Here is a 12,862-nt window from a genome sequence, read left to right as displayed (position 1 = left end):
GACATGGAAGACAACCACTTGACCATCGTCGATCTGCTTGATTATATGGGACGCAACATCGGCTTGCTGTGGGAATATCTGCTTCAGCATATCAGCATGGTGCTTACAGGGGTAGGGCTCGCTTTCGTCGTCGGCGTTCCGCTCGGCGTGTTATGCGCGGGAAACGAGATTCTGGCGAGAATTGTACTTACGATAACCAAAGTTCTTCAGGTTCTGCCCAGTCTGGCGATGCTTGTGCTCCTGATGCTTTGGCTAGGCCTGGGATCGGATACCGTCATCGTGGGCTTGTTCCTCTATTCGCTCAACCCGATCGTGCGCAATACTTACGTGGGCATGAAGCAGGTCAATCCGAGCTATGTGGAAGCCGGACAGGGCGTCGGCATGAGCGCCTTGCAAATCCTGCTCAAAGTACGGCTGCCGCTCTCGCTCGCTTATATCATGAGCGGACTCCGAATTGCCGCAGTCATCGCCATCGGGGTCGTGACCATCGCGCCGCTGATCGGCGGCGAAGGCTTGGGACGCGAAATATATGCCGGCCTTAACGGCCAAAATCCGCTGCGGATATTCGCCGGAGCGATACCTGCCGCTCTGCTTGCCATTGTGGCGGACATCATTCTCGGCATACTGCAGAGGAAGCTTCGCCTGGAGAACCGGCTGTCGGGAAAATAACGAAATTGGAATTCCGGGAATTCCTGAAACAAACAAAACGAGCCGGGGACTAACTCCGAAAGGCTCGTTTTGTTTGGCATGTTCAGCCTGTACTATATAAAGTTAGTACGACTCGAAGCAGACCCGTTTCCTTAAGATATTCCTAAAAAAACAGGAAGAATGAATATCAAACGGGGAAGAACAAAATTTGCGGAAATTCCATTAACATTGCCTGCCGTACATGGGTACTATGATTTCTTACGGAACTGAGAAGCAGTTTCCGTATTTTCCCGGACTTATTTCAGAAATTTGGAGAACAGCTGGCTGATTCGCTGCGCGAAATCGTCAAGACTAAGGTTCGCCTGATCCAGTCTGGCATATCCGTTCTTGATCGCATCAAGCAGCCAGGCCGGAATTTTCTTGCCTTCAAAGCCTGAATAACAGACGCGGTATGCCCACACCAGGTGCTCCCAGCGCTTGTCGTCACCCTCCAGTACGTATTCGGACACGTCCAGCACTTTACCGCGCCCGTTCTGCAGGATGACATTTTTCAAATGAATGTCGCGCGGATTCAACCCGCGGCGGCGCACCTCCGCGCGCGCCTCCTCCACATCCTGAATAACTTGCTCCGGCACCGGAATGCCCTGCAGCAGACAATCCTGCAGCGTGACGCCCGGTTCATGGCTGATCACCAGGTAGTTCCGGCCCTCCCCGTAATACTGGGGAAAATAGGGGATCCCCTCCAGCCGTTCGTATACATGCCTCTCGGCCGCTTTCTTCTCAAGCGCCAGATCCGAGTACACTTTATATGCAAATCCCGGCGCAGGCTCAAACGTGAATACTGCCGCATCCGTTCCTACCCCAATGCAGTGTAGGCCTTCCGAATAGCCGGAAATAACGACCATATCATTCCGCTCGCTTCCGGTCACCGTTATACATTGAAGCGGATCATCCGCCTTCATCCAATCCGGACTCATCTTAAGGATTACCCCCTTGAATACATGCAGCGGTTGAAGTTATCGTCCATTTTGGGCGTATACTTTCGAAACCACTCGTCTTTTATTTCGTAAAGTGTAAGAAGAAACGGCTTCGCCGTCCTCTGGCGGCATCGTTAGTTTCTTCCCCAAAAATATCAGAAAGGATAAGATACCTTTTATACCTGCTGATATTTCAAGAAGAAACGGCTTTCGCCGTCCTTTGACGGCCGAAGCAAGTTTCCTCACTTCAAAAAAATATAGCCAAAGTAGACAGAAGCTTATACTTTGTTATATTTTACAAAAACCAAAGGAGGAATGAGAAATGCTCAGGCGTTTGCTTAGTAAAATCTTTGGTTCCGTTCACCATTCCAGACACAACCAACACTATAACAGCAGCAGTGGAACGAACCGCCATGGCGGCCGCTCCTACTCATCCGGTCACCAATCTGGTTACGGACACAAAAATCAGGGTCAAGGCTATTACAAAAACAGATACAAAAGATCCAGCTCCTGATGCAAAGCCGCGCTAAGCGGCTTTTTTTCTAGCCTTATAGAATGTATAAGTTTCACGACGGCGCAGCCGTTTCATCTTGTGTCATCAACGAGTCATCCAATTCCCGCACAAACGCTTGGGCATCCGCATAGGGCTGATCGATTTGGAGCAGCTTACGGATCATCTGCTTGGTCTTTGCCGATATGCTCAGCTCCTCCTCCCATCCGGCTGCAGAATCCTTGTCCGGTTCGTCCGGTTCATAGGCGGAATACAGCATAAAGAGCAAAAAATGGCCTATGGCGTACAGATCGCTCGTCACATCGGTGGTTCTTCTCAGCCTTGTTTCCTCATCCGCTCCGGGCTCCACACGGGACGGCTCCAACAAGCGCGAGGCCAGACCAAAATCAATGAGGCGGATCTGTTCCCCCTGCAGCATGACGTTGGGAATCCGGATGTCCAGATGGACAATTCCTTTCCCGTGAATAAAGCACACAATCTCCATCAATCTGCGAATGAAGCCAAGCGCCTCGCTTTCCCGGAAGACCGCTCCCTTCTCAAAAATCAAATCTTCCACAGTCCGTCCCTTCACATATTCGGTCACCATATACAGCCGCCTGTTATGGACGAATGATGACAGGCAGCCCGGAATGGCCGGATGCCTCAGCTGTCCCATAATCTCAATCTCGCGGCGCAGGAGCTCCCGGCCCAATTGCCCCTTGCTCGGTCTGGCTTGCTTGACTGCAATCTCCTCACCCGACTCCACATCATGACACAAGTAGGTCAACCCATAGCTTCCCATCCCGAGAAATCGGCAAATCCGATATTTGCCTCCGTGAAGCAGCTTCCCTTCCCGTTCGGGATGGTCGATCCAAGCTTCATATAAGCCCTTAAAGGTTCCCAACACGTTTGCCGTGCCTCCTTCACACAAAGCAATACGTAGCGGCGGCACGCAGGTTGCGGATGGAAGCACAACAAGCCGAATTTCCCTTGGAGCAGGAAAATTCGGCTTGCCAGTGTCATTTATCTCCATAAAAGCTGGTTCATTCCCCGGATCTTAAATTTGTTACCGGAACAGGGGAATATTCGAGGTAATCAAAGGATGTTCTGCAGCCATTGCCCGCAGGTGACTGCGCCGCTACTCCAACCTTGATTTCGGCCGGAGCATCCATATAGAAATATCTGACCAGAGTCCAGTAGTTTCCATCTGTTGAATAGGAGAAGGCAAAGCAGTTTCCGAACCGGGTAGCTCTTAGATATGGCTTCTTCACGCTTACTGTCTCCGAATTGCAGTCATCCGAAGTACCTTTCGTCACTACACTTACCATGGTCGGAATTTTATTGGGATATTCAAAACACAGCTTTGCCCAGTTTTGGTCATCGACCATGAACATGATGCATGCGGAATCGAAATCTTCAATCATGTCTACCTCGACCCGGGTCGATACTGTAAAATCGCCCTTCAGAACGGTGTAAAGGTAAGGAGCCGATTCCCTCGCATTTCCTCCCTTCGGGTCGCGGAAGAAATCTGCCAGAGGCGGTGCGATTATTGTCAGCTTGCCGTCACCGTCAAATCCCCAGGATTCAGGTTTATTAATCCAGTGAAAGCTTGCTGCTGATTGCTCACCCTGTTGATTTTCAAAAAGATTCATTATTATACCTCCTCATTTTTGCAAAGCTTCCGAAATAGCCTCAACCGAACGCTTGAACGTGAGCGCTTTCTCCGGATCATGAAACAGCGGGGCGCCTGCAAACAGCTGAATACCCCATGATGGCACCTCCGAAGCCGCAGCATCCGTCAGGCTCTCTGGATAATCCAAGGCATCCAGAATCAGCTGAACCTTGCGTTGTGCCGGGACGAATCCGGCCGACTGCTCGAGCCACCAGCGCCCCCAGCCCGGACTGCGGCCGCTTTTTGAACAATAAATAAGCGGGGTATACACATCAATAGCTTCTGCCAGCCATTCATAATGCTGAGCGAATATTCTGGTCAGGGCGCCATTGAATTCATCAGGGGTCCATGGACACATATACGCACCCACTACGCAATCCGGATTAGCGGTTTTGATCAGATTTGAATAATGAAGCGCCAGTCCGGCAATCTTACGGCATTTATAATTCTTCCATTCCTCCGGATAGCCGGTCAATATTTCTTCCGGTGTACGGGCGTCAACATCTGCAAAATGACAGAAATCGGCAATACAGTCCCGGCAAAAGCAGCTTTCCTGCAGATCGGGCTGGGATGTTTCGAACCAGCCTGCATAGGTCAAGTAATCGAGCCATATACCTCTAGGTTTGAATTGCTTCATGCCGGCCAACAGCTGCTCTTCGATTTCGTCCAAATAGTCCTTTTGCGATAAACAGATCCCCTGGACCAACCGGCCGTATCGAATGGGTTTTCCGTCTACCCCGATAGGAATGAGCTTGGGATGCTCTTCAAAATCGGCGCGGAACGTTTTGAATTCTACGCAGGCTTCCAATTTCTGCTCCGCACAGGCTGCGAAGGATTCTTCATTAAATCCGTGAAACCATCTGGCGTTGACACCATAATCTTTAATGTTGGCGGGCAGCTGCCCGCTTCCATATGGGCCGAACAATAAGGGTACCGACATCTCGCATTCTCCTCGCCGCACATATTCTTCCATCCCTACTTGTTATACCATGATCAGGCAGGCTGATACCATAATTTCATAGATCGCTTCATGGATTACCAGGATGCTTCACCCATTAACCTCTTGCTCTCAACCTAACATCCACAGCACGAACCCTGGTTTCAATGCTATCCCATCGGTCCATACAATGATGCACAATCATTTCCAAATCATTCTCATTCTGGGCTTCTTCCGTATTCCGATAGAGGATATTCATTAACCAGTTGGCCAAATTCCGGAGATGATGGCGGTAGGAGTAGAAACGTAATAAGTCAAGGTTTACTGTCATCTGTTGACCGAGATGCCGTTCATAAGCGGCCAGGAAAACATCGAACTCCTCACCAATGTAGCCAATCAGATCCAATTCCGGCGGGGCCAGGATGGCGGATTCCCAATCAAGAAAATAAAGCCTGTTATCATGACGGATCAAATTGCCTCCCCAAATGTCACCGTGGCATAACACCATTGCTTTGGTCTCCGATACTGTCATGCCCCGAAGTTCACGAACGAGCTTCAACAGGGCAAGAATTTGCTCTTTCCTGGGCAATACCTGCGCTCTTGTATCCCGTTTAATAGAGCTGTCTGCGATTTGGATGCTTTCAAGCGCTGCAAGACACTTCTCAAGTTCAGACGCGAAGGAAATATCGAATGTTTCGGTCAACAGCATGGAATGGTCGATGTAAGGCGTAATCCGGTGAATGGCAGCCAATGACTCCGCAATCACTTCCAGGATCTCTTTCGAGAACGGATATGACTCTGCCAATGTCTCCCCCTCGATGAAATTAAACAATACCACCGTAAAATTGGACAGCGTTGTTTTAAAATCACCGTTTAATGTTTGGATCGGATAAGTAAGATTGGTGAAAAGCTTCTGTTCATATATGCTCCAAGTCAGCGGCAGATAGTAATCCAGCCGATCCATACCTGCCTTTTGCCGGTCATGATGATGATCAAACAGTTTCATATAATACCGTTGTCCGTCCGCACAGGTGATCCCGTACGAGTATGCCGAATCCCCTGCGGGAATAAAATCGATCCTTTCAATTTCAATGCCGTACTCTTTGTTCAGGTGAATCATAAGAACGCTGTCTTCGATCTGGTATTTGACCTCCAAATTTTTCACTCCCTCAAGTGATATATTGGATTCCGGTACGACAAAGGCTGCCGGGAACAATCATCAGCAGCCTTCCGGGTTGTCTATTAATCTCTTGCAGCTGTCGGTAGATGCTATCACCTATGGGGCAATCACACCATCTCTTATGTATTCCTGCATGAAAGTGCCAAAATTATACTTGGGCGAGTAGCCCAGCTCCTGTTTTTCCTTGGACAAATCGGGAATCCGGATTTCGGATGGCAGCTGTAAATGGTAAGCTTCAATGATCTTTTTGGTGCCGGGGTAAAGCCTGTCCCACACCTCCAACGGAGATTCCGGGTAGGCTTCCACATCATCCTCGGTAAAACGATCCTCACGGACAATGCGGTATGCTCCGAAAGCCGCCGTACCTTCCACAGCCAAGGCAACAGCCGCGATCACATCCCGGCGATCAACGCCGCCATGCAGCAATCGTTCGCCATAATGCCGGATATCCGGATAAGGCGTGAAGTCTGCAGGACGCAGCATGATAACTTCAATGCCATGGGATTCATGATAGAACCGGCATAGCTGCTCGCCGATTTTTTTGGTGTAGGCATAGAAATCGTCCCCGTAGAAGGACATGCTCGAAAGCCATACGACGCGCCGGACTTTATTGCGGACAGCCGATTGGAACATTTGGAACGTGCCCGTAATATTCAGATCATAGAACTCCTGCTCGGAGTGCTTCCCCATATGGATGCCATGAAAGGCAGGGGTATGAATGATGACGTCCATCCCTTCAGAGGCTTGATCCAATGCGCCGATCTGACGGACATCAGCCCGGTGGAAAGGGAGCGGCGTGTCAACGGCTACAACATCGGACAAGGTGATTTCATGCTTCCGGTCCAATTGCCCGATTACGCCGGAGGCTACACTGCCGGAAGCTCCGGTAATCAAGATTTTCATGCTCTCATCCTCCTGTTTCCTAATCGTTCAACTGACAACACACATAATTTTAGTGTACCACATTTGCATGTTGATGCGGCTCGCCAGCCTTTCTTTATTCACTTTCCCGCTGAATGCCATTAATCACGAAAAGCACCCTCAACTCCACCATAATAGTGGTTTTGAAGGTGCTTTTCTCTTGCGCAGCATGGTCCCTGCGGCCAATTAAGGCCTAGAAATTATTGCTTCGCCTCTTCCCCTGCTTCCCATCTTGCTATCTCTTCGCGAACCAGCGGTGCGACCTTGGTTCCCAGCAGTTCTATGGCTCTCATGACTTGCTCATGCGGCATGGTGCCAACCGGCACATGCAGCAGGAAGCGGGTTACGCCCACCTGCTTGCGCAGATGAATGATTTTTCGGGCTACCGTCTCCGGATCGCCTACGTACAGCGCTCCTTCGAAGCTGCGTGCGGAATCGAAGCTTGAGCGGTCGTATGGTCCCCATCCGCGCTCCTTCCCCAGCGCGTTCATCGTCTGCCGGGTGGAAGGATAAAATTGGTCTGCCGCAAGCTCGGTGCTCTCCGCAATGAATCCATGCGAGTGTGACGCGACCGGCAGCAGCGATGCGTCGTGGCCTGCGTGCGCAGCCGCCTTTTTATAAAGCTCCACAAGCGGCGCAAATTGTACGGGGCTGCCTCCAATGATAGCCAGAACGAGGGGCAGTCCAAGCAGCCCTGCGCGTATCACCGATTCCGAATTGCCCCCGCTGCCAATCCATACTGGCAATGGATTCTGAACGGGCCGCGGATAGACGCCCAGATTCTGAATGGCCGGCCGATGCCCGCCTTTCCAGGTAACTTTCTCAGATTCCCGTATCTTTAATAGTAACTCCAGCTTCTCATCAAACAGCTCATCGTAATGATCCAAATCATATCCGAACAGCGGGAAGGATTCGATAAAAGAACCTCTGCCTGCCATAATCTCTGCCCGTCCATTCGAGATTCCGTCAAGTGTGGCAAAATCCTGAAACACGCGCACCGGATCTGCGGAAGAAAGCACGGTGACCGCACTGGTCAGCCGTATCCGTTTGGTTTGCGGCGCAGCCGCAGCCAGTACGATGGCAGGAGAAGACGCGGCATAATCCTTGCGGTGATGCTCGCCCACGCCAAATACATCCAGCCCGACCTGATCCGCGAGTACAATTTCCTCGACGACTTCTCGCAATCGCTGCGCGTGGCTGATCACCTCTCCGGTCTCCACGTCCGGCGTTGTTTCTACAAAAGTGCTGATCCCAATCTCCACTTACAATACCTCCTAATCAATGTTCCATTCTTACCGGCAGCTTTGTAAGCAGACTTATGTCCAACAACCGCTATCTATATTTTGATCGGTCACGGTGTTTTTTTCAAGTTCCCAGCTGTTGACCGCCGCAGCGGGTGAACCGCGATAATGAGTGTATTTATTTCCTCCCTCCTTCATGCACTCATCCGGTAAAGTATGGCTAAAACCATTTCTGTCCATAAACTTACTTAATTGTAGTATTGTATAATTAGTAAGTCAATTACTTAATATAACTAAGTAATGATAAGTACATTTGAATTCAGTTGAGGTCAAAGCCAGCGTTTGGCGCACTCGCAGCGGGAGCGGAACTGACGTCATGCGAACGTTAAAAACCAGTCATTCGCTCCGGTAATGGTCCCCCGCTCCGCTTCTTTTTTTGTCTTGTTTGCGTTTGCCCCTCATAATGCGATACCTGATCAACAACAGCGCAACCGCAAGGGCAGCCGATCCGATAAAGATGAACTTTAAATAGTGTTCAACGATACGAAATATATATCCCCACTGATCCCCAAAAAAGTAGCCGATTGAAAAAAACACAATGACCCAAAGAGCGTCTCCGGTATATCCATATATCCATACCTTGCGATATGGCACCCGTATAATGCCGATAAAATATCCAACAAACTGCCGGACTCCGGGAATGAAGAAACTGACCAGCAGCAATCGGTCCCCATATTTGTCATAGTAGCGTCGCGTCCTCTCGACAAGCTCCGGCTTGAGAAAAAGCCATCTTCCGTAACGCTCGATTAGAGGCATACCTGCCTTGTACCCAATCATGTACGTGATGGTGACCCCTATAATGGATCCAGCCAAAGCCATCGCAATAGCCGGTCCCCCCTGCAGCACTCCTTTATAAGATAAGTAACCGGTATAGGTTAAGGTGCTGTTTCCCGGCGGGATAGGAAGCGCGATAAAATCCAACGGCAGGCCAAGGAGCAGGACCAGATATCCATACTGCGCAAACAACTGTTCAACTACCCCGATCAGGCTCATGAGAATTCTCCTTCTTGTGCTGCGAAGTCCCGTAAGCCGAGACAAGCTTGTTTTGCGGTAAAATCAAATAAAAAAGTGCAAGAATAGCAAGCAAAGCAGCGCTAATGCTGATGGCGGCGGCATTCGTATACTGACTGGCGATCCATCCCCCGATGACCGGGCCGATCATAATGCCGAGCCCTTCAATCCCGGAAAGAACTCCCCAACCTGTACCTTTCTGATCATCCGGGACAAGGTACGACAGCACCGCATTCCAGGCCGGAAGCACCGCTGAATAAGACAAGCCCAACATAAATGCAAGCAGCATCGTTAACGCAGGCGGCGGCATGGATACGGCAAGTAAAACCAATATGGCCGTAAGCGATACGAAGCCCGCGACCAGCATTTGCTTATGTCCCCATCGATCGGCCAGTTTCCCCATGGGAACGAGAAACAGCATCGCGCCGGCTCCGCCAAGCATCAGCATGAGAGAATATTGCGGCTGGCTTAAACCGAGATGGTCAGCGGCAAAGCCGGGCATTATCGGAAGCAGCAGTCCCGCAGCGGTCATCTGAAGGATCATGCCAGGCAGCAGCCATTTCAACTGAACGAGCTTCTTCCGTAGTCCTGCTGCCTGATCGGCAAAGCTGACGTTCAGGAGGTGAAACGGGGTTGCTCGGTTAATCGCAAACGATGCGATACAGCCGACGGCGAGAAGCGCAAGCATCAGCCGGAACGCCGGTTCGAAGCCATAATCGAATGTGAGATTGATTGTGACCGGACCCAGTCCCATACAGGCCAGCCAAATCGTGTAGATCGCACCCATCTGGGCCGCGCGCTCCGTCATTCGGATTTTTTCCATGCAAATAAGCCAGATGGGCGACGCCCCCATTCCAAGCATAACGGACCCGGCAACCAGCCACCAGACATGCGGACTGAAGAACACGGCAGCTAGCCCCGTCAGCATCAGGACAAAAGTAGCGGGCAGCAGCCAACGCAGCGAAAACCTGTCTAGCAAATATCCTGCAATCGCCTTAATCAACGTATCTGCTGCATAATGAAGCGAGACGGCGAGACCGACCAAAGCAACGGTATGCCCTGACTGATTGACTGCAAAATTGGGCAGGAACGAGAACAAGAAAGCGCTTCGAACAAATTCTGTGCAGAAAAGAACCGTGAACAGCGTCAGAGTAGAAAGCTTGAACGCGCTCCTCCCGCTCATCATCTTCCACTCCTTCTTAATGAGCTTGCCTCGGGAAACAAATGTCTGACAATGTGGTCCGCAGCCGCATCCTGTCTTGCCGAGAGCAGCCCGTTCCTCATGGACTGTTTCATGGACTCAGAGGAAATCATCGTTTGGATCTGCAAGATCAAATCGTGAATCGTAAAGGATACGACTGCCGCTCCTCTGCGCTGCAAATAAAGGGCATTCTCCTTCTCCTGCCCCAGAAACGGCTTTAATATAAAGATCGGGACCCCGGCCTGAATCGTCTCGGATAGTGTAACGCCACCAGCTTTCGTGACGATGCAGCATGCGCTCTTCATCAGCACATGCAATTGATCGGTAAAACCGAATACATATACTCTTGCATCATCCGCCCAAACTTCCGCAAGCTTCCGTCGCCAACCCTCCTGTCGGCCGCAAATAACTTGAATGCGGACGTTTGACAAGAATAGCAGCTTCCCGATCAGATTCATGAGCGAACGCAATGTGCCGCAAACATTAGCCATGAGCAGAATGACATTCTCGTCTGTTGCTTTGCCGGAACCGATAACTGCCGCATCGTGAAACGATTCCCGGACCGGAATTCCAGTAACGGCAATATAGCTCTCAGGGACACCCTGCCTGACCAGCCTCTCTTTCACGTCGCTGGCAGCCACAAAATAATGGTCCGGCCTGGAGAACAGCCATCTGAGGTGAACGTCAAAGTCCGTGATGACAACAGCTGTCCGGGGACGGATTGCGGATACATCTTCCCTGATTGGCAAACTGCCGAATGGGAATGTATAGATGAGCACATCCGGTTTGTACTGGTGAATGATCTTCATGAGCCTAACGCCGCCAAGACTGTTCATCCAGGCTGCGATCCTTCCTTTGAGGGGAAGCCGATTGGTCAAATAGTAGGACCATCCGTAATACGGAATTCCAAGGCTGGCTGCATACTGGCTTTGCCGGTACAGATAACGGATGAGCTTGTTCAGCACAGGATAAGCTTCCCGGAACAAGTCGATAATCTCCACCTGGTTATAACCATGGTGAACAAAGCTTTGCTTCAATACCTTGGACACTTGATGGTGGCCTTCGCCGTAATCGGCCGTTAAAATTAAAATATGTTGTTCCTGCCTCATTGCGGTCACCTCTTTCATTCGTCAAGCCCTATCATCCAGACGAACGAATTGCAAGTTGTATAACTTAAGCACATTGCTGCAAGAAGGAAGCGTCTTTCTTCCAGAGTATTGCGCTGCATATTCAAATTTGATGAAGTCAGTTTGCCCGGCTTGGTGATCAATACGTCTCTGCCGCCATCGCGGTATTCGTCAAAAATCTACTGCTTCATGAAATTTCAACTATTCATGAACCAGGCAACCAGCAGCGCGGTTATAAACCCGACCAGCCCTCCTGCCACACAATCAATCGGGTAATGATAGCCCCAATAAACCCGGGATATTGCAACTAATAAAGCCAGACCAATCAAGACAAGCATAACCGCAGGCGATGAAGCCAGTATAAAAGGTGTAACAAGAGCGAAAATGGCGGTTGTATGGCCGGATGGAAAGGAATAGTCCTTGAGAGGGAATTTGCCTACCTTCACATGTTCCAGCTTGCGAAAAGGCCGGGCTCTGCGCACCTTTTTCTTAATAAGGACGGCAACTATATGGCTAACGGCCAAGGCAATCAAACTTTGCAGCCCGGCTCCGTTGAACTCACCCGCAGCGAACCATGCCAGGGAAACTGCGCAAATAATAGTAAACAAAGCTCCGCCCAAATGGGTAATCCATCCGAACAACCGATCCAGGGCCCGACTGCTTAGCCGCTGGTTGCACCAGAAGAACATCGTTTGATCAAACCGCCTTATCCACTGCATGCTGTTTCCCGTCTCCGTCCCCTGCTTTATCGATCGGTTGGTTCTTGTCATTCATCTTCCTCCGTTCACGCAGCTTCCGTATCAAGAACCATCCAGCCGCTATGAGTATTCCAACTGCCACCAGCGTGATCGTGAGAACGCGATCAACCATGTGCTCTGCCGCACGGCCATACATATAGAAAAGAAACCCGACTGCATAAAACTTCACTGACCGTCCAATCGCTGCATAACTGAGCAGCTTCCATAACGGATAATTCATGCATCCCGATAAAATCGTGAATATTTTAAACGGGATCGGAGTAAAAGATCCGATCAATATTGCAGCCTCGCCACGGCGGGAAAATAATTCGGCTGCCGAGTCCAGCCATTTTTTCTTCATCACCCTGCCCAGAACATGCTTTCCCGACACTTTGCCGATCCCATAACCGATTGGCGTCCCAAGCAGGCTTCCGGCAAAACCAAGGGTAGCGAGCCATAAAGCCGATTCCGGCTGCATGGCGCTTAGAGAAAGTTGAAGGAAGAACGCCGGGATTGGAAAAATAATCGCATCCAGCATGGCATGAATGAAAAGTCCCGTCGCTCCGAAATTCTGTAAAAAGTCCATGATTTTATCCATGATGCTTATCCCCGCCCTCGTATCAGAAGCGTGATGAAAATAGGTTGCCTACGGCAATATAT

13 protein-coding genes are annotated in these 12,862 nt (G+C 50.3%); 1 reads left to right on the top strand and 12 read right to left on the bottom strand.

All coding sequences use genetic code 11. From position 1 onward, the window contains the following. The first annotated feature begins 3 nt into the window (after window positions 1-3). Window positions 4-669, top strand: coding sequence for an ABC transporter permease (locus tag AC0YOB_RS03405; RefSeq protein WP_475791554.1), 666 nt, complete (start codon window positions 4-6; stop codon window positions 667-669). A 275-nt stretch (window positions 670-944) separates the two neighbouring features. Here AC0YOB_RS03405 and AC0YOB_RS03400 read toward each other — a convergent pair whose 3' ends face one another. From AC0YOB_RS03400 to AC0YOB_RS03345, 12 genes are all read right to left on the bottom strand, one after another. After that, window positions 945-1,625: a serine/threonine protein kinase gene (locus tag AC0YOB_RS03400; protein WP_475791553.1), complete on the bottom strand. Its 681-nt coding sequence runs from the start codon at window positions 1,623-1,625 to the stop codon at window positions 945-947. Between the two features lie 566 nt (window positions 1,626-2,191). Then, window positions 2,192-3,022 carry a serine/threonine protein kinase gene (locus AC0YOB_RS03395; protein WP_475791552.1) on the bottom strand — a complete coding sequence of 277 codons (831 nt, stop codon included), beginning with the start codon at window positions 3,020-3,022 and terminating at the stop codon, window positions 2,192-2,194. A gap of 136 nt (window positions 3,023-3,158) precedes the next feature. Continuing rightward, window positions 3,159-3,767: a DUF1349 domain-containing protein gene (locus AC0YOB_RS03390; RefSeq protein WP_475791551.1), complete on the bottom strand. Its 609-nt coding sequence runs from the start codon at window positions 3,765-3,767 to the stop codon at window positions 3,159-3,161. A gap of 12 nt (window positions 3,768-3,779) precedes the next feature. Next, a complete protein-coding gene (locus AC0YOB_RS03385; protein WP_475791550.1) occupies window positions 3,780-4,727 on the bottom strand; it encodes a hypothetical protein in 948 nt (315 codons plus the stop codon). A gap of 115 nt (window positions 4,728-4,842) precedes the next feature. After that, on the bottom strand, window positions 4,843-5,880 hold the full coding sequence (locus tag AC0YOB_RS03380) for a phosphotransferase family protein (RefSeq protein WP_475791549.1): 1,038 nt from the start codon (window positions 5,878-5,880) through the stop codon (window positions 4,843-4,845). Between the two features lie 120 nt (window positions 5,881-6,000). Beyond that, window positions 6,001-6,807, bottom strand: coding sequence for an NAD-dependent epimerase/dehydratase family protein (locus AC0YOB_RS03375; protein ID WP_475791548.1), 807 nt, complete (start codon window positions 6,805-6,807; stop codon window positions 6,001-6,003). A 218-nt stretch (window positions 6,808-7,025) separates the two neighbouring features. Then, window positions 7,026-8,087, bottom strand: coding sequence for an LLM class flavin-dependent oxidoreductase (locus tag AC0YOB_RS03370; protein WP_475791547.1), 1,062 nt, complete (start codon window positions 8,085-8,087; stop codon window positions 7,026-7,028). Window positions 8,088-8,462: 375 nt separating this feature from the next. Beyond that, the gene (locus AC0YOB_RS03365) at window positions 8,463-9,119 is read right to left on the bottom strand and encodes a DedA family protein (RefSeq protein WP_475791546.1); all 657 of its coding nucleotides are present in this window, start codon (window positions 9,117-9,119) and stop codon (window positions 8,463-8,465) included. Beyond that, window positions 9,097-10,323, bottom strand: a complete 1,227-nt coding sequence (locus tag AC0YOB_RS03360; RefSeq protein WP_475791545.1) for an MFS transporter — start codon at window positions 10,321-10,323, stop codon at window positions 9,097-9,099. The genes AC0YOB_RS03365 and AC0YOB_RS03360 overlap by 23 nt, the downstream gene beginning before the upstream one ends. Then, window positions 10,320-11,447, bottom strand: coding sequence for an MGDG synthase family glycosyltransferase (locus tag AC0YOB_RS03355; protein WP_475791544.1), 1,128 nt, complete (start codon window positions 11,445-11,447; stop codon window positions 10,320-10,322). Before AC0YOB_RS03355 ends, AC0YOB_RS03360 begins: the two co-directional genes overlap by 4 nt. Before the next feature lie 215 nt (window positions 11,448-11,662). Continuing rightward, a complete protein-coding gene (locus AC0YOB_RS03350; RefSeq protein ID WP_210046447.1) occupies window positions 11,663-12,184 on the bottom strand; it encodes a phosphatase PAP2 family protein in 522 nt (173 codons plus the stop codon). Further along, the gene (locus AC0YOB_RS03345) at window positions 12,162-12,788 is read right to left on the bottom strand and encodes a YqaA family protein (RefSeq protein WP_475792294.1); all 627 of its coding nucleotides are present in this window, start codon (window positions 12,786-12,788) and stop codon (window positions 12,162-12,164) included. Before AC0YOB_RS03345 ends, AC0YOB_RS03350 begins: the two co-directional genes overlap by 23 nt. Window positions 12,789-12,862: the final 74 nt, after the last annotated feature.

The sequence above is a fragment of the Paenibacillus sp. JT31N17 genome, assembly GCF_056269255.1.
This window is presented reverse-complemented; position numbering and strand designations above follow the sequence as displayed.